Annotated in this window: 24 protein-coding genes; 16 read left to right on the top strand and 8 right to left on the bottom strand. The window is 68.7% G+C overall.

Annotated features, from left to right (window positions below; all coding sequences use genetic code 11):
• Positions 1 to 32: 32 nt before the first annotated feature.
• On the bottom strand, positions 33 to 1,889 hold the full coding sequence (dnaK, locus tag ACWGKS_RS15145) for a molecular chaperone DnaK (protein WP_452455403.1): 1,857 nt from the start codon (positions 1,887 to 1,889) through the stop codon (positions 33 to 35).
• A gap of 568 nt (positions 1,890 to 2,457) precedes the next feature.
• Between dnaK and ACWGKS_RS15140 the strand changes: the two genes are divergently transcribed.
• From ACWGKS_RS15140 to ACWGKS_RS15125, 4 genes are all read left to right on the top strand, one after another.
• A complete protein-coding gene (locus ACWGKS_RS15140; protein WP_358503831.1) occupies positions 2,458 to 4,677 on the top strand; it encodes a (Fe-S)-binding protein in 2,220 nt (739 codons plus the stop codon).
• Between the two features lie 436 nt (positions 4,678 to 5,113).
• Entirely contained in the window at positions 5,114 to 6,109 is a 996-nt protein-coding gene (locus ACWGKS_RS15135) for an ABC transporter ATP-binding protein (RefSeq protein ID WP_358503828.1), read from the top strand.
• A 49-nt stretch (positions 6,110 to 6,158) separates the two neighbouring features.
• Positions 6,159 to 7,001, top strand: coding sequence for an ABC transporter permease (locus ACWGKS_RS15130; protein WP_358503825.1), 843 nt, complete (start codon positions 6,159 to 6,161; stop codon positions 6,999 to 7,001).
• Between the two features lie 78 nt (positions 7,002 to 7,079).
• Positions 7,080 to 9,662 carry a histidine kinase gene (locus tag ACWGKS_RS15125; protein ID WP_452522888.1) on the top strand — a complete coding sequence of 861 codons (2,583 nt, stop codon included), beginning with the start codon at positions 7,080 to 7,082 and terminating at the stop codon, positions 9,660 to 9,662.
• A 74-nt stretch (positions 9,663 to 9,736) separates the two neighbouring features.
• Here the strand turns inward: ACWGKS_RS15125 and ACWGKS_RS15120 are convergent, their stop codons facing one another.
• From ACWGKS_RS15120 to ACWGKS_RS15110, 3 genes are all read right to left on the bottom strand, one after another.
• A complete protein-coding gene (locus ACWGKS_RS15120) occupies positions 9,737 to 10,480 on the bottom strand; it encodes a hypothetical protein (RefSeq protein WP_452455405.1) in 744 nt (247 codons plus the stop codon).
• Positions 10,481 to 10,639: 159 nt separating this feature from the next.
• Complete coding sequence (locus tag ACWGKS_RS15115; protein ID WP_452455406.1) at positions 10,640 to 11,131, bottom strand: hypothetical protein; 492 nt, start codon at positions 11,129 to 11,131, stop codon at positions 10,640 to 10,642.
• Between the two features lie 273 nt (positions 11,132 to 11,404).
• Entirely contained in the window at positions 11,405 to 11,968 is a 564-nt protein-coding gene (locus ACWGKS_RS15110; RefSeq protein ID WP_358503814.1) for a gamma carbonic anhydrase family protein, read from the bottom strand.
• Positions 11,969 to 12,345: 377 nt separating this feature from the next.
• Between ACWGKS_RS15110 and ACWGKS_RS15105 the strand changes: the two genes are divergently transcribed.
• The gene (locus ACWGKS_RS15105; protein WP_452522955.1) at positions 12,346 to 13,635 is read left to right on the top strand and encodes a cell division protein DivIVA; all 1,290 of its coding nucleotides are present in this window, start codon (positions 12,346 to 12,348) and stop codon (positions 13,633 to 13,635) included.
• 131 nt (positions 13,636 to 13,766) lie between these two features.
• Positions 13,767 to 14,216, top strand: coding sequence for a GNAT family N-acetyltransferase (locus ACWGKS_RS15100; protein WP_358503812.1), 450 nt, complete (start codon positions 13,767 to 13,769; stop codon positions 14,214 to 14,216).
• A gap of 41 nt (positions 14,217 to 14,257) precedes the next feature.
• Here the strand turns inward: ACWGKS_RS15100 and ACWGKS_RS15095 are convergent, their stop codons facing one another.
• Positions 14,258 to 15,799: an MDR family MFS transporter gene (locus tag ACWGKS_RS15095; protein ID WP_452522953.1), complete on the bottom strand. Its 1,542-nt coding sequence runs from the start codon at positions 15,797 to 15,799 to the stop codon at positions 14,258 to 14,260.
• 333 nt (positions 15,800 to 16,132) lie between these two features.
• Here ACWGKS_RS15095 and ACWGKS_RS15090 point away from each other — a divergent pair, with 333 nt between their 5' ends.
• Together ACWGKS_RS15090 and ACWGKS_RS15085 are read left to right on the top strand one after the other, a co-directional pair.
• Positions 16,133 to 16,747: a TetR/AcrR family transcriptional regulator gene (locus ACWGKS_RS15090; protein WP_358503806.1), complete on the top strand. Its 615-nt coding sequence runs from the start codon at positions 16,133 to 16,135 to the stop codon at positions 16,745 to 16,747.
• A gap of 107 nt (positions 16,748 to 16,854) precedes the next feature.
• On the top strand, positions 16,855 to 17,505 hold the full coding sequence (locus tag ACWGKS_RS15085; RefSeq protein WP_358503803.1) for an SAM-dependent methyltransferase: 651 nt from the start codon (positions 16,855 to 16,857) through the stop codon (positions 17,503 to 17,505).
• Positions 17,506 to 17,557: 52 nt separating this feature from the next.
• Here ACWGKS_RS15085 and ACWGKS_RS15080 read toward each other — a convergent pair whose 3' ends face one another.
• Positions 17,558 to 17,938, bottom strand: coding sequence for a RidA family protein (locus ACWGKS_RS15080; RefSeq protein WP_358503800.1), 381 nt, complete (start codon positions 17,936 to 17,938; stop codon positions 17,558 to 17,560).
• Between the two features lie 184 nt (positions 17,939 to 18,122).
• On the opposite strand from ACWGKS_RS15080, the gene ACWGKS_RS15075 reads away from it, so the two are divergent.
• From ACWGKS_RS15075 to ACWGKS_RS15065, 3 genes are all read left to right on the top strand, one after another.
• Entirely contained in the window at positions 18,123 to 19,721 is a 1,599-nt protein-coding gene (locus tag ACWGKS_RS15075) for an N-acyl-D-amino-acid deacylase family protein (protein WP_358503797.1), read from the top strand.
• 111 nt (positions 19,722 to 19,832) lie between these two features.
• Positions 19,833 to 20,105, top strand: a complete 273-nt coding sequence (locus tag ACWGKS_RS15070; protein WP_358503794.1) for a type II toxin-antitoxin system prevent-host-death family antitoxin — start codon at positions 19,833 to 19,835, stop codon at positions 20,103 to 20,105.
• On the top strand, positions 20,102 to 20,359 hold the full coding sequence (locus ACWGKS_RS15065) for a type II toxin-antitoxin system RelE family toxin (protein ID WP_358503792.1): 258 nt from the start codon (positions 20,102 to 20,104) through the stop codon (positions 20,357 to 20,359). The genes ACWGKS_RS15070 and ACWGKS_RS15065 overlap by 4 nt, the downstream gene beginning before the upstream one ends.
• Positions 20,360 to 20,371: 12 nt before the next feature.
• On the opposite strand, the gene ACWGKS_RS15060 is transcribed toward ACWGKS_RS15065, so the two are convergent.
• Complete coding sequence (locus tag ACWGKS_RS15060; RefSeq protein WP_358503789.1) at positions 20,372 to 20,680, bottom strand: hypothetical protein; 309 nt, start codon at positions 20,678 to 20,680, stop codon at positions 20,372 to 20,374.
• A gap of 217 nt (positions 20,681 to 20,897) precedes the next feature.
• Between ACWGKS_RS15060 and ACWGKS_RS15055 the strand changes: the two genes are divergently transcribed.
• Together ACWGKS_RS15055 and ACWGKS_RS15050 are read left to right on the top strand one after the other, a co-directional pair.
• Positions 20,898 to 21,197, top strand: coding sequence for a DUF6412 domain-containing protein (locus tag ACWGKS_RS15055; RefSeq protein ID WP_358504071.1), 300 nt, complete (start codon positions 20,898 to 20,900; stop codon positions 21,195 to 21,197).
• Positions 21,198 to 21,340: 143 nt separating this feature from the next.
• A complete protein-coding gene (locus tag ACWGKS_RS15050; protein ID WP_452522883.1) occupies positions 21,341 to 22,036 on the top strand; it encodes a YidC/Oxa1 family membrane protein insertase in 696 nt (231 codons plus the stop codon).
• Between the two features lie 4 nt (positions 22,037 to 22,040).
• Here the strand turns inward: ACWGKS_RS15050 and ACWGKS_RS15045 are convergent, their stop codons facing one another.
• Positions 22,041 to 22,658, bottom strand: a complete 618-nt coding sequence (locus ACWGKS_RS15045; protein WP_358503784.1) for a superoxide dismutase family protein — start codon at positions 22,656 to 22,658, stop codon at positions 22,041 to 22,043.
• Positions 22,659 to 23,022: 364 nt separating this feature from the next.
• Here ACWGKS_RS15045 and ACWGKS_RS15040 point away from each other — a divergent pair, with 364 nt between their 5' ends.
• The 3 genes from ACWGKS_RS15040 to ACWGKS_RS15030 all read left to right on the top strand — a co-directional run bounded on the left by ACWGKS_RS15040 (position 23,023) and on the right by ACWGKS_RS15030 (position 25,973).
• Positions 23,023 to 23,655 (top strand): YigZ family protein, encoded by a 633-nt coding sequence (locus ACWGKS_RS15040; RefSeq protein ID WP_452455413.1) that lies wholly within the window; start codon positions 23,023 to 23,025, stop codon positions 23,653 to 23,655.
• 112 nt (positions 23,656 to 23,767) lie between these two features.
• Positions 23,768 to 25,246, top strand: coding sequence for an outer membrane protein assembly factor BamB family protein (locus ACWGKS_RS15035; protein WP_452522881.1), 1,479 nt, complete (start codon positions 23,768 to 23,770; stop codon positions 25,244 to 25,246).
• Between the two features lie 67 nt (positions 25,247 to 25,313).
• Positions 25,314 to 25,973 (top strand): hypothetical protein, encoded by a 660-nt coding sequence (locus ACWGKS_RS15030; RefSeq protein WP_452522879.1) that lies wholly within the window; start codon positions 25,314 to 25,316, stop codon positions 25,971 to 25,973.
• The last annotated feature ends 110 nt before the right edge of the window (positions 25,974 to 26,083 follow it).

Genomic DNA, 26,083 nt, shown 5'->3' with positions numbered 1-26,083 from the left:
CCCTCCTTCCTCGACTCTTACGGGACCACGTGTCAGGACTGGTCGCCCTTGCCCTTGCCGTTGTCCTCGTCGACGATCTCGGCGTCCACGACGTCGGCGTCGTCGGCGGAGCCGTCCGCGCTCGCGTCGTCGGCCGGGGCGCCCTCACCCTGCTGGCCCTGGCTGTAGATGGCCGAGCCGATCTTCTGGCTGGCCAGGGCGACCTTCTCGCTGGCGGTGCGGATGGCCTCGGTGTCGGTGCCCTCCAGAGCGGTCTTCAGCTCGGAGACGGCGGCCTCGGTCTCGGAACGCACGTCCGCCGGGATCTTGTCCTCGTTGTCCGTGATGACCTTCTCGGTCTGGTAGACGAGGGACTCGGCGTTGTTGCGGACCTCGGCCTCTTCGCGACGCTTGCGGTCGTCCTCGGCGTACTGCTCGGCCTCGCGGACCATCTTGTCGATGTCGTCCTTGGACATGGCCGAACCACCGGAGATGGTGACCGACTGCTCCTTGCCGGTGCCCAGGTCCTTCGCGGTGACGTTCACGATGCCGTTGGCGTCGATGTCGAAGGCGACCTCGATCTGCGGGACGCCGCGCGGCGCCGGGGGCAGACCGGTCAGGTCGAAGACGCCCAGCTTCTTGTTGTACTGGGCGATGTCGCGCTCACCCTGGTACACCTGGATCTGCACGGACGGCTGGTTGTCGTCGGCCGTCGTGAAGATCTCGGAGCGCTTGGTCGGGATGGTGGTGTTGCGCTCGATGAGCTTGGTGAACACCCCGCCCTTGGTCTCGATGCCCAGCGACAGCGGGGTGACGTCCAGCAGCAGGACGTCCTTGACCTCGCCCTTGAGCACACCGGCCTGGAGCGCGGCACCGATGGCCACGACCTCGTCCGGGTTGACGCCCTTGTTCGGGTCCTTGCCGCCGGTCATCTCCTTGACCTGCTCGGCGATGACGGGCATACGGGTGGAGCCACCGACCAGCACGATGTGGTGGATCTGGTCCAGGGCGATCCCGGCGTCCTTGAGGACCTGCTGGAACGGCACCTTGGTGCGCTCGACCAGGTCGGAGGTCAGACGCTGGAACTCGGCGCGGGTGAGCTTCTCGTCCAGGTGCAGCGGGCCCTCCGCCGAAGCGGTGATGTAGGGCAGGTTGATCTGCGTCTCGCTGGAGCTGGAGAGCTCGATCTTGGCCTTCTCGGCGGCCTCGCGCAGGCGCTGGAGCGCCATCTTGTCCTTGGCCAGGTCGACGCCGTTGGAGTTCTTGAACTTCTCCACCAGCCAGTCGACGACCTTCTGGTCCCAGTCGTCACCACCGAGGTGGTTGTCGCCGTTGGTCGCCTTGACCTCCACGACGCCGTCACCGACCTCCAGGAGGGAGACGTCGAAGGTGCCGCCACCGAGGTCGTAGACGAGGATCGTGGCCTCGTCCTCCTTCTCCAGGTGGTAGGCGAGCGCGGCCGAGGTGGGCTCGTTGATGATGCGCAGGACGTTGAGGCCCGCGATCGTGCCGGCCTCCTTGGTGGCCTGGCGCTGGGAGTCGCTGAAGTAGGCCGGGACGGTGATGACCGCGTCGGTCACGTCCTCGCCCAGGTACGCCTCGGCGTCACGCTTGAGCTTTTGCAGGATGAAGGCGCTGATCTGCTGCGGGTTGAAGGTCTTGTCGTCGATCTGCACCGACCAGTCGGTGCCGATGTGACGCTTCACCGAGCGGATCGTCCGGTCGACGTTGGTGACGGCCTGGCGCTTGGCCACCTCACCGACGAGCACCTCACCGTTCTTGGCGAACGCCACGACCGAAGGGGTGGTGCGGGAGCCCTCGGCGTTGGTGATGACCGTCGGCTCGCCACCCTCCAGGACCGCGACACACGAGTTCGTCGTACCGAGGTCGATTCCGACCGCACGTGCCATGGTTGCTTCCTCCGTCAAAGTTGAGTCGTTCAGGCGTAAGTTTGCTTCGTCAGGTCAGGGCTGTCAAGTCAGTTGAGTCAATGAGGCTCAACTTGATTCCTACGACCTGACAACGGGTGGCCCGGCGGAGATGTTCCCGACCTGGGGAATTTTTGGTGGGCCCGTGGCCGAACTCCGGGACGACTCGGGGAGATCCTCGATTCGAGAATCCGGGAGAGTAAGGGGCTACTCAGGGGGACCGGTGGACCCACCGATGCCCGGGTGTGCCCGATCGGTCCGGCCGTCCGCTTACATAGGGGGCGTGGTGTGTACGTGTGCGAAGGGACCGGAAGCGACCGGCGTGATTCCGTTGTGGCCGAGGCCGGCTACGGTGGGCCCGCGCGTGAGGGCGGTTCCGCGATCGAACGGCACGTCGCGAGAGAACGCATCGGCGAGGGCTCGGAAGCGGGTCTCGGGCCAGGATGGCCCGGGGTGGTGGCGACCTTGCTATTACTCGCTAGTAACATAAGTTGGGACCACCGGTGTGTGGCGCACCGGATGACGAACGCAGGATGGGAGGCCACGGACGATGCACCCGCTGTACTTGACACTGGGCATCATCACCTCGGTCTTCGCCGTGGTCGCGATGGCCCTGTTCGGGTTCGGTCTGTACAAGATCGTGCGAACAGTGGGCATCGGCAGAACGGTGGAGCCCGAGCGCAAGGAGTCGCCGGGCAAGCGGCTGACGATGACGCTCATCGAGATCCTCGGACACACCCGGATGCTCAAGCGTCCCTGGGTCGGTGTGGCCCACTGGTTCGTGATGGTGTCCTTCCCCCTGTTGGTCCTCACGGTCATCGAGGCCCAGGGTGAAGTCTTCGACCCGCACTTCAAGCTGCCGATCATCTACGACTGGACCATCTACGGTCTGGCGATCGAGTTCATCGCCGGGACCAGCCTCATCGGCATCCTCGGCCTCACCGCCTACCGCCTGCTGAACGGCCCCCACCGCAAGGGTCGCGACTCCCGGTTCGCCAACTCCAGGACCTGGACCGCGTACTACGTCGAGGCCTACATCATCGGCCTGCTGCTCGCCGTCTTCGTGATCCGCGGCTTCAAGGTCGCCATCGAGGACTTCGCCTTCCCTGTGTGGGCCACCCCGATCTCGCACGCGGTCGGCGCGATCCTGCCCGGTGACGCCGCGATCGCCGAGCCCGGCATCGCACTGGTCGCCGCCTTCAAGCTGATCATCAGCTACGCGTTCTTCGTGGTGCTCTACCTCAACCTCACCATGGGCATCGGCTGGCACCGCTTCATCGCGCCGGTCAACATCTTCTTCAAGCGCAACGCCGACGGCAGCCCGTCCCTGGGCGCCGCCAAGCAGATGATGGACAAGTCCGGCACCAAGCCCCTCGACTTCGAGGAGGCCGACCCGGACGAGGACCCGTTCGGCGCCGGCAAGCTGGAGGACTTCACCTGGAAGGGCCTGCTGGACTTCACCAGCTGCACCGAGTGCGGTCGCTGCCAGTCCCAGTGCCCCGCCTGGAACACCGGCAAGCCGCTGTCGCCCAAGAAGGTCATCCTCGACCTGCAGGCACACGCCTACGAGAAGGCCCCGTACCTGCTCCAGGGCATCACCGAGGAGACCCTCGCCGAGGCCCCGGACAACAGCCACGCGGGCGTCGACGTCCTCGCGCTCCTCAACAAGCCGCTGGTCGGCACCGAGGAGGAGGGTGGCGTCATCCACCCCGACGAGCTGTGGGCCTGCACCAACTGTGGTGCCTGCGTCGAGCAGTGCCCCGTCGACATCGAGCACATCGACCACATCCTGGACATGCGTCGCTACCAGGTCATGGTCGAGTCCAACTTCCCGTCCGAGGCCAACACCCTCCTCAAGAACCTTGAGAACAAGGCCAACCCTTGGGGCATGGCCGAGGACCGGCGCATGGACTGGATCGAGGAGCTGGCCGGCCAGGAGAATCCGGTCGAGGTCCAGGTCGTCGAGGACAAGCTGCCCGAGGGCACCGAGTACCTGTTCTGGGTCGGTTGCGCCGGTGCCCTGGAGGACCGCGCCAAGAAGACCACGAAGGCCATCGCCGAGCTGCTGGACATCGCGGACGTCAAGTTCGCCGTCCTGGGCGGCATGGAGGCCTGCACCGGTGACCCGGCGCGGCGTCTGGGCATGGAGTACGTCTTCCAGATGCTGGCCCAGCAGAACGTCGAGACGCTCAACGACGCCGGTGTCACCAAGATCGTGGCCAGCTGCCCGCACTGCTTCAACACCCTGGCCAAGGAGTACCCGCAGCTCGGTGGCACCTACGAGGTCATCCACCACAGCCAGCTGCTGGCCCAGCTGGTGGACGAGGGTCGCCTGACCCCGGTGAGCTCCATCGACGAGAACATCACCTACCACGACCCGTGTTTCCTGGGCCGCCACAACAAGGTGTACACGCCACCGCGCGACATCATGGCCCAGGTGCCCGGCGTCAAGACGCAGGAGATGCACCGTCACAAGGAGCGGGGCTTCTGCTGTGGCGCCGGTGGCGCCCGCATGTGGATGGAGGAGCGGATCGGCAAGCGCATCAACACCGAGCGGGTGGACGAGGCGCTGACCACCAACCCCGACACCGTCTCCACCGCGTGCCCGTTCTGTCAGGTCATGCTCGGCGACGCCATCAACGAGAAGAAGTCCGCCGGTGAGGCCAAGGAGACGCTGGAGGTCGTCGACGTCTCCCAGCTGCTGCTCCGTTCGGTCAAGGGCGACGATCCCGCGGCCGGCGGGGAGAAGAAGGAGACCGCCGACGCCTAGCGTCCGATCTCGCCGAGAATCCGCGCGCGAATGGGCGGGACACCCACGGGGGTCCCGCCCATTCCGTTTCTTCGAAATGCCAGTAGATCCCATAGGACGTTTTTTCCTGAGAAGAAATTTCTCTTTCGTTGTCTCGTGGGATCGATTCAACGGAGAATGACGAATTCCGACGACAGGCCGAGTGTGGTTCGTGTAGAAAGTTGGTGACCGCAGGTACGGCCCCGCCCGACGTGAGTGTGAGGGGACGGGCGTGGACCGCACAGCGGCCGCGACCGCGCTCGCACGTGAGGTGACGAAGGGGCACGTGCGAGCGCGGCGCACCCCCACGGGCCCGGTGGGAATGACATTTGTCAGTACCGGAGCCGGGTGATCGCCATCGTGCTCCTGTGACAGCCGAGTCTGTCGCCGGCCCGCCCCATGCGAAAAGCTGTGGGACATGACGGCGACAGCGAACACCACCGCGACCACCACCCCCCACGCTTCCAAGGAACCGGCGGTGGTGGTCCGCGATCTACGTCAGAAGTACGGCGATTTCGAAGCGGTCAAGGGTGTCTCCTTCGAGATTCGGCCCGGTGAGCTCTTCGCCCTCCTGGGCACCAACGGCGCCGGTAAGACCACCACCATCGAGACCCTCGAAGGGTTCCGCCGCCCCAGCTCCGGCACCGCCCGCGTCTTCGGGCAGGACCCCTACGGACAGCCCGTCGGGGTGCGCGAGCGCACCAACGCGGTACTCCAGGGCAGCGGTCTGATGGAGGACCTCAGCGTCGACGAGACCCTCGCCCTCGCCAGTGACCTCGCCGCCGACCCGCGCGGAACCGACGAGGTGCTCACGCTGATCGGCCTCACCGACAAGCGCGGGCTGCGGGTCCGACAGCTCTCCGGTGGTCAAAAGCGTCGACTCGACCTCGGCCTGGCCCTGCTCACCCGGCCCGAGGTGCTCTACCTCGACGAACCCAGCACCGGGATGGACCCCGAGGCGCGACACGAGACCTGGCGCATCATCGGCGACCTCAAGCGGGACGGCGTCGCGATCCTGCTCACCACGCACTACCTGGAAGAGGCCGAGAAGCTCGCCGACCGGCTCGCCATCATGCACCGCGGCGAGATCCGGGTGGAGGGCACGCTCGCCGAGGTCCTCGCCGGATGGGGCGACCGGGTGACCTTCCTGCTGCCGAGCGACGTGCGCACCGCCGACCTGCCCCGACTGGAGGGTGCCGAGGTCGAGGTGCAGACCCGCGAACAGCGGCTGTGGGCGACCTACACGATCCGCGGCGGCGACGTCGCCGACCGGGCCCACCACACCGTCGCCGCCCTCATGACCTGGGCGGGCGAGCGCGGCGGAACCCTGCAACACCTGCAGGTGCGAGGCGCCTCCCTGGAGGACGTCTTCCTCCAGGTCGCGGACGGCGCGGCGGACCTGGTCGGCGAGTAGCGACCGGCCACTCGGACCACCCATCCCACAGACTTCTGGAGCACCCGACATGACCACCACAGCCCCCGAGGGCACCGAACGCCGCAAGAAGGGGCCGGGCGTGCCGCGTCAGACCCTGCGCCTGGGCCGCACCGAGTTCACGCTCTTCGTCCGGTACAAGACCGCGTTGATGTACCTGATCATGCCGATGATCCTGCTGCTTCCGGTCCTCAACCAGGAGAGCGTCCCGATCCTGGGGGACTACACCACCACGGAGGCGGCGCTGGTCGGCACCATCGGCGCCATCGCCCTGTTCATCGGCCTGGGTCACCCCTCCAACGTCTTCACCGCCCGACGTGAGGCCCTGGTCCTCAAACGGCTCCGGGTGAGCGGGGTGCCCGCGGTGGCGATCTTCGGGGGCGTGTTCCTCGTGGTCCTGCTGTTCACCCTGCTGATCGCGGCGCTCATCATCGGTGGGTCCGTCGCCCTCGGCGGTCCGCTGCCCTCCGACCCGGTGATGTTGGTGTTCTCCGTGGTGCTGGGATGCCTCGCGATGACCCTGCTGGGTCTGCTGATCACCCGATTCGTGAGCAACGCCGAGTCCGCGCAGATGCTCTCGATGGTGCCGATGATGGCCCTGCTGTTCCTCGGTGGCAGCTTCATCCCGCTGGAGGTCATGCCCGACGGCCTGCGCCAGGTGGCGATGCTGCTGCCGGTCGCCCCGACCGTGGAGATGGCCCAGGCCGCCTACTTCGGCTACGACGTCTTCGGTGGCTTCGAGGGCGCCGAACCGGTGGGTCTCATCGGTCTGTGGGCCGGCGCGCTGCCCAACATCGGCATCATGCTCGCCTGGATCGTGGTCCTGGCGCTGCTGGTCCACCGTTACTTCCTCTGGGACCCCCGCCGTCCCTGAGCGTGACGGACAGACCGAACGTGTCGGGAAGACCCAGGACGGTGGCCTTCCCGGCACGTTCTAACGTGAGGTGGACGGATGTCGGTGGGGAAGGCGGGGCGGGTGGCGCTACGGGCCGAAGAGGACACGGAGTCGACCGAGGTCTTGGAATCGTCGGACGGCGGTCTCTACACCCGCAGGCAGCGTCGCCTCCGCTGGGTCGTGCTGATCTTCATGTCCGCACTGGGGCTGCTCTTCCTGGTCTGGCCCTTCTACGAGCTGCTCTTCCAGCTCGATCCCACCGCGTACCGGGCCGTGGCGGGACAGCGGCGGTGGCCCACCCTGGTGGCCCTGGGGCTGGGGGTGGTCGGCTCGGCCTTCGGGTGGCGGATGACGTGGCAACGGGTGAACGGTCGCGCCGTCGCCGACCCCCGTCTGTACTGGGGATCCCTGGCCGTGGTCGCCCTGATGTGCGTCTTCCTCCAGGTCCCCTTCTACATCTTCTCCGCGTGCGCGGGCGCCTGGTGCCTGCTGGTCTTCATGGCCCCGTGGCGACGGTCCCTGTGGATCAGTCCGCTCCTGGTGGTCCTGCCCTGGGTCCGGGTCCTGCTGGACCCGATCGGCCACTCGCCCCTCCTACTGGGGGCGGACTTCGTCCTCGCGGTCCTCTTCATGCTGATCATCTGGTCCGGTTGCGTGGCCACCTTCTGGATGTGGGACGCGACCCGTGAGGCGGTCGAGGGCTCCCAGGCCCGGGCCCGGCTGGCGGTGAGCGAGGAACGTCTCCGTTTCGCCGACGACATCCGGGGCCTTCTCGGCACGGAACTGAGCACACTCGCGGTGAGCGCCGAGCACGCGGGACGGGTCCTGCGCACCGACCCACAGGACGCACGGCTGAGGATCGACCAGGTGCACGAGGCGGCCCGGGGAACGTTGCAGCGAGTGCGATCCGTGGTCCGCGGCTACCGTGACCTCGACCTGGAGACCGAGGTGGGTTCGGTCCGGGCGGTCCTGGAACAGAACCGGACCGTCACTACGGTCACCGGCCTGAGCGGGTTGGACCTGCCACGCGAGACCGCCGGTCTGGCCGCGTGGGTGGTGCGCGAGGGCGGCACGAACGTCCTGCGGCACAGCGAGGCCCGCCGGTGTCGGATCGGGTTCTCCGTGGTGGAGGCGGCCGACGACGTTCCGAGCAGCCTGGTCATCGAGATGGCCAACGACGGCGCCGAGGTCGGTGAGGTCGAGGACACGGGCTCGGCCAGCGGTCTGTCGGGGCTGGCCGAACGCGTCGAGCGTGTCGGTGGCACACTGACGGCGACCGGTACGGCCGACGGCGGTTTCCGGCTGCGCACGGTCGTCCCGCTCTCCAACGCCTCGCTCCAGAGCGCCCCCCGCAACCCGGTGCGACCGGCCACCGTGCCGGCCACCGCGCGAGCGGACATCGCGCCGGCCCCACCGCGAGCGGACGCCGTGTCACCCTCTGGAAGCGTCCAGGGCGAGACGAGCAGTGGGAGGGAACGGTGGGCCGACCGTCGTTTCCGGATCACGCGCTTGATCAACTTCGTCATGCTCGGCGGCAGCTGCCTGTCCACGGCCTTCTTCCCCCTCCTCGACCTGGTCTTCAGCGCGTCGGGACAGAGCCCGATGTGGCGGTCCGCGCTCGGGGTGGCGCTCTGCGTCCCCAACATCGTCCTGCTCATCCTGTTGCTGCGCGAGCGCCTGGACGGCGACCGGTCCCCCTCACCGAGGCTCTACTGGACCTCTCTGGCGTTGTTGGCGGCGACGGCCGTCCTGCTCGCCTCACCGGTGGCGAGCCTGTTCACGATCGCCCTCTGGTGGTCGGTCGGCGCCCTCCTGACGCACGGACGCACCACCCTCATCGTCGCTGTGGCCCTGCTGTTCTCCCCGCTGGTGCTGCTGCCGACCTACGCCGTGCCCATCACCGACCTCCCCCTGTACCTCGTGGTCTGGGCCGGGGCGGTCGTGGCCGCCTTGGTGCTGGTCGGCACGACCTTGCTCACCATCTGGCTCTGGGACGCGAGCCGTGAGGCGGTCATCGGCCAGCGGGCCCGAGCCCGGCTCGCGGTGACCGAGGAACGACTCCGCTTCGCCCGGGACATGCACGACCTGCTCGGGCACAGCCTGTCCGCCCTGGCGGTCAAGGCCCAGTTGGCGAGCCGTCTGGTGGACCGCGCTCCGGATCGCGCCGCCGTCGAACTGGCGGAGGTCCAGGACCTGGCCCGCAAGGCGCTGGGCCAGGTGCGATCGGCGGTGAGCGGCCACAGGGAGGCCGACCTGGCCGACGAGGTCGCCTCGGTCTCTTCGATCCTGGAGACCGGAGGGACCCGGACCACGGTCACCGGGTTGGAGGGACTCGAACTCCCGGAGCGGGTCGAGGCGACGGCCGCTTGGGTGGTCCGGGAGGGAGGCACCAACGTGCTGCGACACAGCGACGCCGAGGAATGCCAGATCACCTTCACCCTGGCCCGAGGGGAGGCCGGGGAGAGCGCCACCCTGGTGCTGGAGATGCACAACGACCACGCCCGGGAACGGGTGCGGGACGAGAACGGTGGCAACGGGCTGACCGGGCTCGCCGAACGTGTCTCCGCTAACGGGGGGACGGTCTCCGGCTCCCGCACCAGGGACGGAGGTTTCCTGCTCCGCGCGGTCCTGCCGCTCTGACCCCACGCGTGGGCCTCCCTGCCCCGCGACACCCTGGACCGGGGTGTCGCGGAGCATCCGGGGGGTCGGTTCCGTCAGAGGGTGACCACGGAGTCGAAGGCGGCATCGATACCGTCGGTGACCTCGTCGCCTCCGCCGGTGTTCAAGCCGAGCATGAACGCGCCCTGGTCGCCGCCGAGCTCCATGACCAGGAATCTTCCGTAGGTGTTCGCACCGTCACCCGAGTCGCTGCCCATGGTCACCCCGAACGCGGGAACGCCGTCCACCTCGGTGGCGCCGTCCGGTTCGATCCACAGGTCGCCCTCCTCGGCGACCAGTTGGCCGACCATGTCCGTGGCCATGTCCACGGCGGTGAGCGCGAGGGGTTCGAGGGGGCCGAGTTCCTCGGTGCCGGTCACGATGATCGCCTCCGGATCCTCTGGTGAACCATGGATCGAGTAGGTGTCGTATTCCGATGGCACCTGGTCGTCACCGAGTCGCCGCCAGCCCTCACCGGGGAGTTGGAAGGCCAACCCCGCGTTCGGGTCGGAGACGGTGCCGGTCTCGACCGGAGTCCGGTCCGCTTCGCTCTCCCCGCCCTCGCCTGAGTCCTGCGACGCGGAGGCGTCACCCGAGGCGTCACCGGGGTCGGTCGAGGCGTCGTCGCGCGACAGGAACCATCCGACACCCGCCGCCGTGATCAGGAGGAAGAGGATCGTCACCGCGGCGGCGATGGTGAAGGTGACCTTGCGCGCGTTGTCCGGCTCTTCGGAGTCGTCGGTGTCGTGGAGGTCGAGGCGCCGCCGGGTCTCGGGGGCGGGCCTTTCGGGTTCGCGCATCCATGCTCCTGCGGGGGCGGCCGGTCGTGACCGGGGTGACCGAGGGGTCAGAAGGGTCACTACCCGGTGGCGGGGCCGTTGGAGCGGGCCGGAGGTGGCCGGATCAGGCCGCTTCGATCGGGAACCCGACGATCGAGCGAGGAGGGGCGCCGCCGGCGGTCAGATGTACCAGGGGGCGAGCCTGCGCAGGAGGGGGCCCTGGAGTGCGCGGTGGGTGTGGAAGTCCCCGAGGGCCTGGAGCGGGGCCCAAGGGGTGGATGGTCCCAGCGGGATCGGTCCGTGACCGTTGCCGGTGAGGGTCGCGTTCCGTTTCAGGTCCGTCGGTGGTCGCTCCGAGCGTGGATCGGGAGGGCGGGGCGCCGGAGCGATGCCGGCACCGCGTGGGGACGCTCCTTCGGGAGGCGTCGGCTCCGGGGCACGGGGATCGGGCTCTTCCCGTCCTGGTTCGGGGCACGGTGTCCCACCGGCCGGCGGGGTGTCCCCGTGGTCGCCCTCGGGGTGGTCCACGATCCCCAGGGCACGGTCGATCTCGTCGAGACTCAGGCTCTGATCGGTGTCGGCGACCGCTGTCAGGACCTCGGCGTACAGTTCGATCTCGTCGAGGGCGACATGATCGTGAAGGCGCTCACACAGATAGACGCCGTGGTTCATCGGTGCTCACCTCCGAGGGACGACGGTGTCGCCGGGCAGGACGGAAACGCCCACACCCTTGGCGTTCGGGCGGACGCGACGCGGTCCGCTCCGACAGGGGACGAGCACTCTCCAGACTAGGTCCGAGGGTGCTCCCCGCGCATGACTCGGGTGGGCCACCCACCCGCCCACCCGAGCTAGTCACACGGTGTCCGTTCCCTCCGGGGGAGGCGCGGCGAAGTCCCTGCGCCTCCCACCCCCCTGAGGCATGGGAGAGGTCGTCGACCCCGCCTTTCAGTACCAGGTGACGTCCTGGTGCTGCACGGCGTAGGCCGCGTACGCGGTCGGCGTGTGCTCCAGCACCAGGCGGTCGTCGTCGTTGAGCTCACGGACCACCTTGCCGGGAACGCCCGCCCACAGCGTGTTCGGTGGGACGACCTTGCCGGGGGCCACCAGGGAACCGGCGGCCACCAGAGCGCCCTCGCCGACCCGCGCGCCGCCGAGCACGATCGCGCCGATGCCGATGAGCGCACCCTCTTCGACGATCGCGCCGTGCACCATCGCCTTGTGGCCCAGGCTCACGTTGTCGTGGAGGATCGCGGGCTGTCCGGGGTCGGCGTGCAGCCCGCACTGGTCCTGGATGTTGACCTTCTCACCCACCACGATGTCCTCGGTGTCGGCGCGGAGGACGGATCCGTACCAGACACTGCTTTCGGCACCCAGGCGGACGCGGCCGACCACGACCGCTCCCGGGGCGATCCAGGCGGTGGGATCGATCTCCGGTTCGCCGAAGGGGGCGCCCCCGATGAGCGGGCCTCCGCCCCGGCCCACGCCACCGTCGTCCGTCGCGCTGCCCATATGCCACGTCCTTCTTTCCGAGGTCGGTTCCCCTGAGGCCGAATGTGGAGGAAATTGACCGCCCGGCCCCCGTGTGGGGATGATCGCGCATACCTTAGTAAGTAGGTGACCAGGGTCCGCACGGTGAAGTACCCGTCAGGGATCTTGACGCGGCGGCGCGGCCCGTGTCTACCTTGGTCGTTTGGACGGTGTCCACGGCGTTACGCTCCGCTCTCGGCCGATGCCCCTCATCGAGCCGAGCCGGTGCATGAAACAGACACTTGAGGGCAGAACTCGCACAGGGGGACGCCTTGGGTGTTCTTTATACAGATGGCGCAGTTTTACCATCAGCGACGTGCAGTCAACGGTGTTAAGGACATGAAAGGCACATGAGCGATATGTTGCCGGGCGGCGGACTGCAGCAAGACAGGTTCCCGACAGTGCGCAAGGGCGGCTACGACAAGGCGCACGTCGACGACTACTACGTCCGAATGGACAATCAGTTCAAGGACCTCCGCGAACGTCTTCAGCGGATGGACGACGAACTGGAGCAGTACAAGCGTGACCTCGCGATCGCTCGCGAGAAGGCCCAGGTCAAGCCTGAGCACGAGCAGATCAGCGAGCGTATGGCGGAGATCCTGCGGATCGCCGAGGAAGAGGCCAAGGAGCGTCGTTCCCGGGTCGAGTCCGAGGTGAAGGAGGCCCAGAAGAAGGCCGAGGAGGAGGTCTCCAAGCACCGCAAGGACGCCGAGGAGCACGCCGAGCGCATCGTCTCCTCCGCTCGCACCGAGGCCACCGAGATGGTCTCCGGCGCCAAGAAGGAGGCCGACCAGCTCCGTGAGCAGGCCAAGCAGGAGGGCGAGCGGCGGCTGAACGAGGCCGAGGCCCGGGCCCAGAAGATCCACGACACGGCCGACCGTCGACTGGCCACGCTCACGGCCACGCACGCCGAGGCGCTGCGTCGTCTGAAGGACATGCACTCGACGCTCGCCGAGCTGGTCACCGCCGAGGACAAGGCCGGTGCGCTCGAAATCGGTCTTTCACGCGAGGCCGCCGTCGAGGCGGAGAAGCCCAAGGTCGAGGCTCCCAAGACCGGGCCCAAGGGACCGCAGGGACGCCCGCCGCAGAACAAGGCGCCCGAGAACAAGGCACCCGAGAACAAGGCCCCGCAGGCCAAGGGCCCGGAGGGCGAGGCTCCCAAGGCCAAGACCCCGGAGGCCGAGCCGAAGCAGGACGAGGCCGCCGCCCAGGCGCCGCCGCAGGCTCCGGACGAGGCGACGGTGCGCATCCAGCCGCTGCCCGAGAACGAGCAGGGTCGGCCGGACGAGGGCAAGGGTGGAGAGCCCAAGCCTGCGGCGCCCCAGCCGCCGCAGGGGGCCCGCTTCAACGCGCCCGCTCCGGATGGTCCGCCGAACGCGCCGCAGCAGCAGGCACCCGGTGGCCCGCAGCAGCCGCAGAGCGGTCCTCAGCAGCCCCAGAGCGGTCCCCAGCGTCCGCAGGGTGGGCCACAGCAGGCCCCCGGAGGTCCGCAGCAGGCGCCCAGCGGCCCGCAGCAGCCGCAGAGTGGCCAGGAGCAGTCCCCGACCGACACCGGGGACCCGGGTCTCACCGGTGTCTACCGTCGTCCGGAGAGCCGGCAGCAGCCTCCGACCAACGACGAGGGCGTGCGGGTCATCCGCAAACCCTGAGGGTTCGTCGGGAAGCACTCCGCCAGGTGGCGGGACGAGGGCGGGACGGTCGTCCCGCCCTCGGCGTTTTGTGACTGGTTGTAGGGTGTCGTCCGCCTTGTAGCAGGCTGTCGGCTACGATGCCGAAAGCCATGATGATTCGTGCGGCCATTCGGTCCGACCTCGGTGCGATCCTGCGCCTCTTGCGTGAACTCGGGGACACCACCCATACGCGGAGTGCGCACGTTCGTATGTCCTCCGCCGCGGTCCGGGCCTGGACCCGGATGGAGACCGACCCCGATCGCACCGTGCTGGTGGCCGAACGCCGCGGCCAGATCATCGGGACCCTCGACCTGATGGTCGTGGCCAACCTGACCCACGACGCCCAGCCGTGGGCGGTGGTCGACAACCTCGTCGTCGACCCCGAGACCCGCTTCCAGGGCATCGGCAGGGCCCTCATGGAGGACGCCCTGGACCGGGCCACCCGCGCGGGTTGCTACAAGGTCGAACTGCTCTCCCACGAGAGCCGGCAGGGCGCGCACCACTTCTACCGGAACCTGGGCTTCGACGACTCGGCCGAGGGTTTCCGCCGTTACCTCTGAACCCGGGGTGTGTGGACGACCCGGTCATGGGATGACCCGGGTCAGCCTTGGCGCCGCTCGGGACCTCCGCCGCGCAACGGCACCCCCTTCATGAAGGACACCGAGACCAGCCCGATCACGGCGATGGGGATCCCGGCGACGAACACACCCTGCATCGCGTGGTCGAAGGCGCCCACGATCACCTCACGGACGGGTTCGGGCAGCGAGTGCACCAACTCGGGCGACCCTTGGGCGGACTCGGCGGCCTGTTCCAGGCCGATCGACAGCTCCTCCGCGCCCGAGTCGACGTCCTCGACCCGGTCGGCGACCATCGCCTCCCTGGCCGCGGTGGCCGCGGCGGCCAGCTCACCGTTGAGTCGACCGACCATCACCGCCCCGAAGGCGGCCACGCCCATGGCGCCGCCCAGGTTCCGGAAGAAGGTCACCGAGGCGGTCCCGGAGGCCATGTCACGGAGCGGCAGGGCGCTCTGCGTGGCCAACAACAGGATCTGCATGTTGAGTCCGAAGCCCAGGCCCACGCACATCTGCCCGACGACGATCGTGGTCAGCCCGGGGACGATCTGCGCCAGGCTCAGCACGGTGAAACCGATGACGCACAGCACCATGCCCACCACCGGGTAGACCTTCCAGCGGCCGGTACCGCTGATGGCGTACCCGGAGCCGATCGAAGTGGTGAGGAAGGAACCCACGAGTGGCAGCGTCATCAGTCCGGAGACCGTGGGGCTCATGCCGTGCACCATCTGCAGGTACTGCGGCATGTAGATGATGAGCCCGAACATCATCATGCCGACGGTCACCGAGCCCGCGGAGGCCAGTACGAACGTGCGGTCCCGGAACAGGCGGGTCGGGATGATGGGTTCGGCGGCGCGACGTTCGACCAGGACCGCGGTGAGGGTCAGCAGTACCGCGCCCGCTCCCATGACGTAGGCGGTCGGCGAGTTCCACGGGAACTGGGTCCCACCCAGGCTGAGCAGGACGATCACCGTGCTGGCGGCACAGAAGATCAGTGCGGCCCCGAGCCGGTCCACCGGCGCGTCACGGCGCGGGGCGAACGGCATCCGGAACATGAACTGGACGACGGTGAAGGCCACCACGGCGAGTGGAACGGTGATGAGGAAGCACCAACGCCACCCCAGGGGGCTGTCCACGAGGAAGCCGCCGACCAGCGGGCCCAGCACGGTGGACACACCGAAGACCATGCCGATCAGACCGCTGTAGCGGCCACGCTCACGCGGGGAGACGACATCGCCCAGGATGATGTTGGGCAGGGTGGCGAGCCCCCCGACCCCCAGTCCTTGGAGGGCGCGCGCGGCGATGAGCCAGTTGATGTCCTGGGCGAACCCGGCGGCGAGTGAGGCCACGATGAAGACGCCGAGGGCGATCTGGAAGAGGAGTTTGCGTCCCCACAGGTCGGAGAGCTTGCCCCAGACCGGCGTGGAGGCGGTCATGGTGAGCAGCGCCGCCGTGGCCACCCAGGCCAGCCGATCCTGTCCGCCGAGTTCGCCCATGATGGTGGGCAACGCGGTCCCGATGATCGAGTTGGTGAGCATCGAGGTGAGCATCGCCAACACGAGACCGACCATGATCCGGCGCACGACGGGCCGTGGCGGGTAGTCGGGGGTCTCGGGAACGGGGCCGGACGTCGGTGCCGCCGCGGGATCCTCGGGGGTTTTCGCCTTCGGGACGGGTTCTCGGGTCTTCGACATTGCGCGCGGCGACTGTTCCATGGGTTCCCCGTTCCGGACGCACGAAAGCCCCACGGCACGACAACCGGGGGGCGGCATCCGGATTCAGGTATAGGTAAACGCTGTTGACCTGTCAAGTCGGCGTCACTCGAACGCCGCCGGTATGCGCTGGGTCCACGGAGGTGGGACCCTGGAATCCTGAAAGTCGGATCGAGGCCCCAAGGGGTGCAGATGGAGCGTCCGGACGCGACCGGAAGCGGTGCCACCGTGCCCACGCGCCGCCGTGAGGTGACCAGGGAACGCATCCTCACCAGCGCCAAGGAGCTCTTCGCACAGGAAGGGTTCGGTTCGGTCTCCTCCCGGATGATCGCCTCGCACGCCGGGGTGAACGTCGCGCTGATCAACCGGTACTTCGGTTCCAAGGCCGGGCTGCTCACCGAGATCCTGCGCGAGGACGGCGTCTTTCCCCGGCTCATCACCGACGGCCCGGTCGAGGAACTACCTCGTCGACTCGCCGAGCACGCGGTGGGGCGGTTGCACGGGGAGGGGAGCACACTACAGCGGGCCTTGGACCACTCGGCCGGGGATCCGGACTTGCAGGCCGTCTACCAGGGGCGACTCAAGAGCGCGTTCATCGAACCACTCGTCGAGTACCTGGGGCGGGAGAACGCCGAGGTGCACGCCTCCCTGCTCGCCGCCGTGTGGCTGGGCCTGGGACGGGTCCGACGCATCGAAGGTGGTGAGGCACTGCGCGGGCACGACCGCACGCGGCTCACCGCGCGGATCCAGGCCATGTTGGAGTTGTGCCTGGAGGACCTCGGAACCCCGGACCCGGACGATCCCTAGAGCTCCCGTGCTCGTGCCGGCCGGGGCGAACGCCCGTTGCCGTACCGGCAAGGGAAGTGGCCACGCGGATCGCCGACGACGAGAGTGTGGTCGGAGGTGGTCGATCAATGACCCAGGAGCACGGAGCCGCGCCCCAAGAGATGGGCGAGGACTTCTGGAACGAGCGTTACCGGTCCAAGGACCGGATCTGGAGTGGTGAGCCCAACCGTCATCTGGTGGCGGAGGTCGCCGGACTCGAACCCGGACGCGCCTTGGACGTGGGCAGTGGGGAGGGGGCCGACGCCCTGTGGCTGGCCGAGCGGGGGTGGCGGGTCACCGCGGTCGACATCTCGTCCGTGGCACTGGACCGCGCCGAGGCCCACGCGCGGGAGCGGGGCGCGGAGATCTCCGAACGAGTCACGTGGCTGAAGGCCGACGTGACCCGCTGGTCTCCGCCGGGACCGCCCTTCGACCTGGTCACGGCCCAGTTCATGCACATGCTCCCCAACCCCCGGGCGCGCCTGTTCGCCGACCTGGCCGCGGTGGTGGCGCCCGGTGGCGAGCTGTTGGTCGTCGCGCATCACCCGAGCGATCTGAAGACCGGGGTGCCTCGGCCGCCCATGCCGGAACTGTTCTACGAGGGCGAGGCTGTGACCACGGCGCTCACCGAGGGGGAGTGGCGGGTGCTCGTCGACGAGTCCCGCCCGGGGCGACAGACGATCGACGACGTCACCTACACCGTTCACGACCTCGTGGTCAGGGCCCGCCGTTCGGGGTAGGTACCGCGAAGGGCGGGTCGGCCGCCCCGGGGCCTTCCGGGGCGGCCCGACCTCAGTCCTTGAGCTTGGCGACGACGTCGATCTCGACGAGGATGTTCGCGAGGTCGGAGCCCACGGTCGTCCGCACGGGGTAGGGGGCGGTGAAGTGTTCCGCGTAGACGGCGTTGAACTCGGGGAAGTCCGCCCTGAGGTTCTCCAGGTGGACGGTGGCCTTGACGACGTCGTCCAAGGTCAGCCCGTGTTCGGCCAGGACGGCGGCGATGTTGGCCAGGACCTGGGCGGTCTGTTCGCCCACGGTCGGCGCGACGCGCCCCGTCCGGGGGTCCTGGGGGCCGAACCCGGCGGTGAACAGGAATCCGCCCGCGACGACGCCCTGGCTGTAGGCACCGGCGGGGACGGGGGCCCGGTCGGTCTGGACCGCCTGCTTGGACATGGGGTCTCCTTCGGTCGGAGGGTCGCGTGCACATGCGCGCGCCGCTGCTCGTGCGGACTCAGGGCGGCCACGGGCACTTTTATTGGCAACAAAGTTACCAATTATTTGCCCGTAAGCGTATCTTGGGCCACACCGACACCCGCGCTTCGGCGCGCCGGGCGACGGTGACCCGAACGGAGGAACAGTGCAGCCCGAGACCGTACTCAGTGGGGGACGGGTCGTCGACGGCTCGGGCGGCCCCTCCCGCCTGGCCGACCTCGTCCTACGCGACGGCCGCATCAGCCACATAGTCTCGCCCGGATCCGCTCGATCCGCCGGTGAGACCCTCGACGTGAGCGGCCTCGTCGTCGCACCGGGCTTCGTCGACATGCACGCCCACTCCGACCTCGCCCTGCTCGCGGACCCGGCCCACGAGGCCAAGGTCCGCCAGGGCGTCACCCTCGAAGTGCTCGGCCAGGACGGACTCGGCTACGCCCCCGTCACCGACGACACCGTCGAACCGATTCGCGAGCAGATCTCCGCCTGGAACGGCACCCCCGACCTGGACCACACGTGGCGGAGCGTGGGCGAGTACCTGGACCGCGTCGACCGTGGGGCCCCCACCAACGCCGCCTACCTCGTCCCCCACGGCAACGTCCGAATGGCGGTCCTGGGCAACGAGGACCGTCCGCCCACCGACGCCGAACTCGACCGGATGCGCGCCATGGTGGCCCAGGGCATGGCCGACGGAGCGCACGGACTCTCCACCGGACTGACCTACACCCCGGGCATGTACGCGACCGACGACGAGATCGTCGCCCTCCTCGGGCCGGTCCGGGAGGCCGGCGGCTACTACTGCCCCCACCACCGCAACTACGGTTCCCGGGTCGTGGAGTCCTACCAGGAATGCCTGGACGTGGCCCGCCGCGCGCACGTCCCGCTCCACCTGGCCCACTGCCACGTCAACTTCCCCCGCAACCGAGGGCGGGCCCGCGAGGTCCTGGACGCCATCGACGAGGCCACCGTCCGCTTCGGACTCGACGTCACCCTCGACAGCTACCCCTACCGGGCCAGCGCCACCTACCTGGCCGCTCCGTTGCCGAGCTGGGCGCAGGAGGGTGGTACCACCGCCACCCTCGACCGGTTGAGCGATCCGGACACCCGTGGCCGGATCCTGCGGGAGGTGGAGACCAAGGGCACCGACGGCAACCACGGCGTCCCCATGGACTGGGGGACCCTCGTCGTCACCGGCACCGCCGACCCGGGCCTGTCCTGGGCGGTCGGGCACTCCATCGCCGACCTGGCGGCACGTAGGGGCGAGGAACCGGGGCGTCTGTACGTCGACCTGTTGGTCGCCGACGAACTCCGCAGCGGCTGTCTGCTCCAGGTCGGCAACGAGGAGAACATCCGCACCATCATGCGGCACAGCGCGCACACCGCCGGCAGTGACGGCATCCTCGTCGGTGACCGGCCGCACCCGCGTGGTTGGGGCACCTTCCCCCACTACCTGGGCCACTACGTTCGCGAACTGGGCCTGCTCAGCCTGGAGGAATGCGTGCGGCACCTGACCTCCCGGCCGGCGCAACGCCTGGGCCTGGCCGACCGCGGCACCATTCAGTTGGGGGCCCACGCCGACCTCGTCGTATTCGATCCCGACACCGTCGCCGCCCGCGCCACCTACGACGACCCCCGCCGTACCCCGGTGGGTATCGAACACGTGCTGCTCTCCGGCGAGTTCACCGTCCGGGACGGTCGACGCACCGATCGCCTCCCCGGACGCTCGGTGCGAAGGAACCGCCGATGACCGCCATCGTCGATCTCGACGAGGCCGGGGCCGTGTCCACCTCGCCGAGAACGTCGCAGGACTTCTTCTGTTCGAGGGACAGGGGTAACGTACGAAACGTACGCTACGTACATGATCAAGGGGATTGATGTCATGGCGAACATGGGTGCGGGCGACGTCAGAGAGAACTTCTCCGACACTCTCAACCGGGTCTCCTATGGGCATGAACGAGTCACCATCACCCGGCGTGGACGCGTGGTGGCGGCGCTCATCTCATCTGAGGACCTGGAGCTGCTCGAAGCGCTTGAAGACGCTCGCGACGCCGCTGAACTCGAGGACGCCATCGCGCAGGACGACGGAGAGCGGATCCCGCTCGACCAGGTCGAGCGGGAGTCTCCCCGGTGACACGGTATGAGGTCTACTTCTCGTCGGCCGCGGCTCGACAACTGCGCAAGTTGGAAGAGCGGCAGCGCAAGCGGGTCCTGCACGCGGTGAGAGGCCTGTCCGAGGACCCCCGCCCTCCAGGGGTCAAGGCATTGCGAGGAAGGGTCGGCTACCGGATCCGGATCGGTGACCACCGGGTCCTCTACACGGTCGATGACGGTGTCATCGAGGTGTGGGTGGTGAAGGTCGGTCACCGTCGCGATGTCTACGAGTGACCGGGGTCGGGGTCAGCCGATGACGATGGCGCCGGCCAGGACCGGGGTGCCGAAGCGGACACTGCCGTGACCGGAGGCCAGGGTTCGGCTGCCCTGACAGCTGGTTCCGGCGAACAACGCGAAGCGTGAGTCCCCCTCGATCTCCACGACACCGCCCTGGCCGGTCTCCAACACTCGGCAACCGCCGTTCTCCACGTTCTGTTCGTGTCCCGACTCGAAGGTGACCCGGACCGGGGTGGTCCGATCCTTGTCGGACATGCCCGAGATGGCTCCAGCGATGGTCGCGGACATGGTGGCAAGGTTCGCAGGGCGGATCGGCACGGGGTTCCCCTCTTCGGAAGGCTCGCGCGAGCCCGGAAAGACACGGCGGAGATGGTTACTCTGTGTCATTTAGCTACAGGTTCGCGTGATCGGAGTGGAACGTCGGCGGAGTGTCGGCGGAATTTCTCCCTTGGCCGAGCGGCGACTTTGTCCGTATGATGGTGGCCGGATGTGATCGCGGTCGGTGGCTGCGGTGACCGAGATCGAAGGGGGTCGGGTGCACTACCTGCTTCCCCTGTTCGACTTCCTCCTCCTCGGCGTCCTTCCCACCGAGCTCCTCGGTCTCGGGACCCAGGGACCGGCCCTCGTGCTGGTGGCGGTGGCCGTCGGCACGGCCCTGACCTGGATGGTCCTGCACGGAACGGCCCCGTGGCCGGTCGGCGACAGCGCCACCGGCGCCGGTCGCGCGATGCGGCGGCGTTCCGCCCGACTGCCCGTCCTCACCCTCCGCGATCCCGACGCCGCGGGTCGACCACGCCCCCGAGCGCCAGGACAGGCCCTTCCGGCCGCTCTCTAGACTCGTGCGCCTCGCGGTGACCATGTCCCGCCCCGCGCTCTGACACGCGTCCCCTCCCGTGTCCGGCGCGGCCTCGTGCGCACCCCGATCCACGATGAGCGGCCCACGTCCGAACTCTCCACCTGGACGAAGGGCCTTCCACCTTGTACACCTTCGGGCCGATCGCGGCTCTCATCGACGTGCTCTCGGCGACCCTCGCCGTACTGACCGACCTGCTCGCCCCGTTCTCCGGGGCCTTCGCCGCCGGTCTGGCGGTGATCGCGCTGACCGTGGCCGTGCGCGTGCTACTCCTGCCCCTGGGGGTGGCGCAGGTGCGCGCGGAGAAGCAGCGCGCCCGCCTCGCCCCGCGTCTGGCGGCGATCACCGAACGCCATGGCAAGAACCCCGAAAGGCTGATCGCCGAACAACGCAAGGTCTACTCCGAGGCGGGGACCGGGCCGATGGCCGGCTGTCTCCCGGGGCTCGCTCAGGTTCCGATCATGTTCGCCCTGTACGGGCTGTTCATCGGGGTCGCACCCGGTACGGAAGAGCTGTTGCGGCGCACCTTCGCGGGGGTCGAACTGGGTGCCACCCTGGCCGGCGGTTCCTTCGCCCCGGTATTCGTCGTGATGCTGGTCGTGCTGGCCGCCGTGGCCTGGGCCAGCCGTCGGTACGTCATGTTGCCGACCATGCAGGCGGGCCCCGCTCAGCCGCCGATGCTCGGGGCCCTGTCCTACCTGCAGTTCTTCACCGTGCTCGTCGCGGTGTTCGTACCGTTGGCCGCGGGACTGTACCTGTGCGCCTCCACCGCGTGGGCGCTGGGCGAGAAGCTCGTCCTGCGTCGGCTCATCCCCGACTAGGGGCTCAGAACTCCACGGTCACGCAGGCCAGGCGGTCGCCCGCCGTGCCTGCGTGACCCTCGTGGGTCGCGGTGTGCTCGTCGTGCAGGACCAGGGAGTTGGCCTCTCCCTCGCGGAACTCCCAGTCGACCGTGGTGGTGACGTAGGCGTTGCCACTGGAGTCGGTGGTCATGTCCAGCCACACCTCGTTCTCCGGGTTGGCGTAGGCCGGGTCGGCGGAGGGCTCGTCCTCCGTCGCGGCCGGGTCGACCTCGTCCTGGTAGTGCGGCCCGGCGTCGGCGGGGTCCTCGCCACAGGGCTTGGTGTGCACGTGGGCGCCGAAGTCCCGGTCGGCCTCCAGCCCGGTTCCGGTGAACTGTACGTACGTGGCCCCGTCCTGGACACGTACCTGGACGTCGGCGGTGGCGCCTTCGGGCACGGCGGTCTCGTCGTAGGTGACCGCGCCGGTGCTCTCACTCGGGGGAAGGAAGATCGACGCCGTCACGCTGGGCTCGGCGGTGGGCTGGGCCGAGGGGCCCGCGCCGGAAGCGGAACCGTCGTTGGTCGTGGGCGCTCCCTGGGCGCACCCGGCGACGAGGAAGGCGGTCAGTGCCAGGCCCACGGCGGGTGAGGTGGTGCGCATGTCGGGACTCCCGGGTGATAGTCGCTTGATGTCCGCAACGTTACCCAATGTGTGTACTTGATAACAGCGAGTGCGGAAATTCTGATGTGCCCGGAGGAACGAAGCGCTCGCGGAGAATGAACGCGTCGAGTCGGGTCCGTCGCCCTGTGGGGGTTCCAAGCTCGTCCCGGCATACTCCGGCGAAGGGACCGTACCAGTCCGAGGGGCGCGGTCAGGTCCGGGTCGAACGCCGCGAGCGCGGCCATGCGCACGGTGGGGCACCGTTGACACCGCCCTTCCAACGACGAAGATCTCTGAGCGTCGGGATCGTCCCGAAAGCCGGCAGACTGTGCGTCGAACCCACGACCTCTGCTGAACAGGCGACATGCGAACGATCAGACGCGGCGGCGAACACGAGATCGAGATCAAGAAGTCCCGGTTCATCTGCGCCATGGCCAGGGTGGACGGCGAGGAGGCCGCGCGCGCGTTCATCGCCGAACGTCGCAAGGAGCACTGGAACGCCAACCACAACTGCACCGCCTACGTGCTCGGTGAGGACGGTGGGGTCCAGCGTTCCAGCGACGACGGCGAACCCGCCGGGACCGCCGGGGTGCCCATGCTCGAAGTGCTGCGCCACCGGCGAATCACCGACACCGTCGCGGTCGTCACCCGCTACTTCGGTGGCACCAAGCTCGGTGCCGGCGGCCTGATCAGGGCCTACGGCAACTCCGTGTCGGCGGCGGTGGAGGAGTTCGGTCTGCTGGAGCGCCGGTCGCTGCTGGTGGTGGACGTCCACGCCGACTACGTCCTGGGTGGGCGGTTGGAGAGTGACCTGCGCGACTCTTCGCTCAACGTTCGCGACGTCGCCTACGAGGAGCGGGTCCGTATCGAGGTGGCCCTTCCAGAGGACGAGCTTCCCGCGTTCGAGCTGCGTCTGGCCGAACTGACCGGGGGCCGCGCCGAGTTCGAGGTCCAGGGGACCACCGTGATCGAGGTGGAACCCGACTCGGACGCCTGAACGTTCGGTGCTCACGTCCAGGTAACGAGTGGTGGGCTCCGTGTATCCACTTGACCGCTTCGCGGCTTAGGATTTGCCGTAATCATCATCGTTTCATCGGGAGAGACCGTCAATGCGCAGCTCACGCGTGCCCCAGGCCCTGACCTGTGGTCTCGTGGTGCTGATGGTCGCGGGATGTACCGGTGATCCGGAACCCCCGGCGTCACCGGCCGAGCAGGAGACCGCCCCCATCCCCACCGAGTTCGAGGGGGAACCCCCGCCCGGAATCGAGGGTGAGGTCCTGCGCCACCTGCACGGCGAGGACGCGGGTGTCCACGAGATCCTCGACGACCCGATGGGAGTGCGCATCAGCCCCGTGGGCGGAGCCTTCCTCATCAGCTCCGGCGGCGAGGACCGCCACCTGCTGCACGACGCCGCCACCGGTGACCTCCTCTGGGAGGGCGAGGCGCGTTTCCGGGGTTTCGACGTCGACACCGAGGGCGACCCGGTCCTGGCCCTGAGCGACACCGACGATCGACCGTTCGTGCTGGACGCCCGCGGACAGACCCTGTGGGAGCCCGCTGAGGAGGAGGACCGCTACCTGGACGGGCTGGCGGTGCGCCGACCGAGTGAGTGGAGCGCCGAGGAACCCGACGGCGACTACACGGTGCTGGACGTCGACGGCGAAGAGCTGTGGACCTACACCCTCGAACCCGAGCCCGACGAAGAGGACGAGGGGTCCGACGAGGAGTCCGAGGAGCCTGGTGAGTCCGAGGACGAGGAGACCGAAGCGGAACCGGTCGACCCGCTGGGCGTTCCGGTCTCCGCCTGGGATGACACGATCCTGCTAGAGGACGCCGAATCGGGCCTGCACGCCTACTCGGTCGCCCCCGAGGAGGCCGGTGAACACGTCTGGTCGCTGGACACCGAGAACGAGGAACTCGGTCTGTCCAACGCCCCCGTGAGCGTCCCGGAGGTCCTCGGACTGTACGAGGTCCCGGACCCCGAGGCCCGGGAGACCGGGGACGAGGAGACCGACGGGGAGGACGTCGACGAGGAGGCTCCCGAGGAGGAGCCCACCAAGGACGTCATGCTGTTGCGTTGGGCCCAGCCCGAGGCGCCCTCGACGCTGTCCGCGCACGACATCGACGACGGCGATGTCCTGTGGACGCTTCGGGAGCCCGGGGCCAACCCCGTCTCCGCCCTCTTCGAGGAGGCCGGTACCCCCGGAGGGCTCTACGACTCCGACACCGCCACCCTCTTGCTGTCCCAGGCCAGCGGCGGCGCTCCCATGGTCGCCATCGACTTGGTGGCGGGCGAGATCCGCTGGGGCCTGGAAGACGAGGCGGGCGCGATCTCCCCCGCCTTCGCACACGCCGGGTTCGTCTACGGGGACACCCGCTCCAACGAGGACGGCGACAACCAGTTGGTGCTGGAGGCCGAGACCATGGACGTGGTCGCCGACGACCTGGACGCCTACGTGGAGGCCGTCACGGAGACCGGGCACGCCATCCTCGTCCAGGGCCGACAACGGTTCGTCTACGGCCCGGGCCCCGAGGCCGACTCCGACGTCGACGGTGAGACCGACGCCCCGGAAGAGGACGCGAGTTAGAGGTCCACCCCGTACTCGGCGGACGGTCACCCGGGTGGACGCGGTACGAGACGGGAGAGTGAAGCCCATGGGAGCTCGCTCCTTGGCCCTGCTCGCCGTCGTGGGCCTCTTCTCCACCGCGTTGCCGTGGGGCTCGAACGCCTGGGCCCGGACGGCGGAAGGGGAGACGACCGAGCTCTCGGAGATCGCCGAGGCCCTGCGCGAGGACCCCGTGTACGTCGACGACCACATGGCCGAGGCCGTGGGCGCCGAAACGATCGATGAGATCCGCTCGTACGTCGAGGGAGGGCCCCAGACCGTCTACGTCGTGCTCGCCGAGGTGGACGAGGAGACCGGAGAGGCGCCGGCGCTCATCGCCGCGCGGGCCGGGGTCGACGGTGTCTACCACATGGGTCATGGATTCGGTGTGGCCGGGACCGAAGATGGTGCCCAGGAGAGCATCCGTCTGGCCGATTGGAAGGCTGAGGAGGGCGGGGTGGAGCCGACGCGCCCCGAGCTGCTGTCGGAGTCGATCCGCCTGTTCCAACGGGACGACTTCGTGAAGGAGTACAACACGATGGTCGCCGAGACGTTCCAGGACCATGAGGAGAAGGAAGAGGAGGGCGACGATTCGTGGACGACCGTCGCGCTCGTGTCCGCGGGCCTCAGAATCGGCCTGATGCTTCTCGTCCTGGTGGGCGTGATCCGGCTGAAATGGGCCAATGACAAGAAGAACGACAAGAAGTAGGTGATGGATCCCGAGGTGCCGCTGTGGCGGCCGGGCCGGCCGATCGCCTCCTCTCGGGCCGGGGCGTCGATCCCGCCACGTTCGCCGGGGGACCGCACCCCGGATCACCG

This window comes from Nocardiopsis sp. NPDC055879 (assembly GCF_053615935.1).
The sequence above is the reverse complement of the archived record's forward strand: the minus strand, read 5'-3'. Positions and strand labels throughout refer to the sequence as shown.

Excerpts from the sequence above, each read along its gene's own strand:
- ACWGKS_RS15115 (WP_452455406.1), bottom strand. The coding sequence starts at position 11,131 with ATGAACCACGGCGTCTATCTGTGTGAGCGCCTTCACGATCATGTCGCC.
- ACWGKS_RS15110 (WP_358503814.1), bottom strand. The coding sequence starts at position 11,968 with ATGGGCAGCGCGACGGACGACGGTGGCGTGGGCCGGGGCGGAGGCCCG.
- ACWGKS_RS15080 (WP_358503800.1), bottom strand. The coding sequence starts at position 17,938 with ATGTCCAAGCAGGCGGTCCAGACCGACCGGGCCCCCGTCCCCGCCGGT.
- ACWGKS_RS15100 (WP_358503812.1), top strand. The coding sequence starts at position 13,767 with ATGATGATTCGTGCGGCCATTCGGTCCGACCTCGGTGCGATCCTGCGC.
- ACWGKS_RS15045 (WP_358503784.1), bottom strand. The coding sequence starts at position 22,658 with ATGCGCACCACCTCACCCGCCGTGGGCCTGGCACTGACCGCCTTCCTC.
- dnaK (WP_452455403.1), bottom strand. The coding sequence starts at position 1,889 with ATGGCACGTGCGGTCGGAATCGACCTCGGTACGACGAACTCGTGTGTC.
- ACWGKS_RS15135 (WP_358503828.1), top strand. The coding sequence starts at position 5,114 with ATGACGGCGACAGCGAACACCACCGCGACCACCACCCCCCACGCTTCC.
- ACWGKS_RS15030 (WP_452522879.1), top strand. The coding sequence starts at position 25,314 with ATGGGAGCTCGCTCCTTGGCCCTGCTCGCCGTCGTGGGCCTCTTCTCC.
- ACWGKS_RS15105 (WP_452522955.1), top strand. The coding sequence starts at position 12,346 with ATGTTGCCGGGCGGCGGACTGCAGCAAGACAGGTTCCCGACAGTGCGC.
- ACWGKS_RS15040 (WP_452455413.1), top strand. The coding sequence starts at position 23,023 with ATGCGAACGATCAGACGCGGCGGCGAACACGAGATCGAGATCAAGAAG.
- ACWGKS_RS15125 (WP_452522888.1), top strand. The coding sequence starts at position 7,080 with ATGTCGGTGGGGAAGGCGGGGCGGGTGGCGCTACGGGCCGAAGAGGAC.
- ACWGKS_RS15130 (WP_358503825.1), top strand. The coding sequence starts at position 6,159 with ATGACCACCACAGCCCCCGAGGGCACCGAACGCCGCAAGAAGGGGCCG.
- ACWGKS_RS15035 (WP_452522881.1), top strand. The coding sequence starts at position 23,768 with ATGCGCAGCTCACGCGTGCCCCAGGCCCTGACCTGTGGTCTCGTGGTG.
- ACWGKS_RS15070 (WP_358503794.1), top strand. The coding sequence starts at position 19,833 with ATGATCAAGGGGATTGATGTCATGGCGAACATGGGTGCGGGCGACGTC.
- ACWGKS_RS15090 (WP_358503806.1), top strand. The coding sequence starts at position 16,133 with ATGGAGCGTCCGGACGCGACCGGAAGCGGTGCCACCGTGCCCACGCGC.
- ACWGKS_RS15095 (WP_452522953.1), bottom strand. The coding sequence starts at position 15,799 with ATGGTCGGTCTCGTGTTGGCGATGCTCACCTCGATGCTCACCAACTCG.
- ACWGKS_RS15120 (WP_452455405.1), bottom strand. The coding sequence starts at position 10,480 with ATGCGCGAACCCGAAAGGCCCGCCCCCGAGACCCGGCGGCGCCTCGAC.
- ACWGKS_RS15140 (WP_358503831.1), top strand. The coding sequence starts at position 2,458 with ATGCACCCGCTGTACTTGACACTGGGCATCATCACCTCGGTCTTCGCC.
- ACWGKS_RS15085 (WP_358503803.1), top strand. The coding sequence starts at position 16,855 with ATGACCCAGGAGCACGGAGCCGCGCCCCAAGAGATGGGCGAGGACTTC.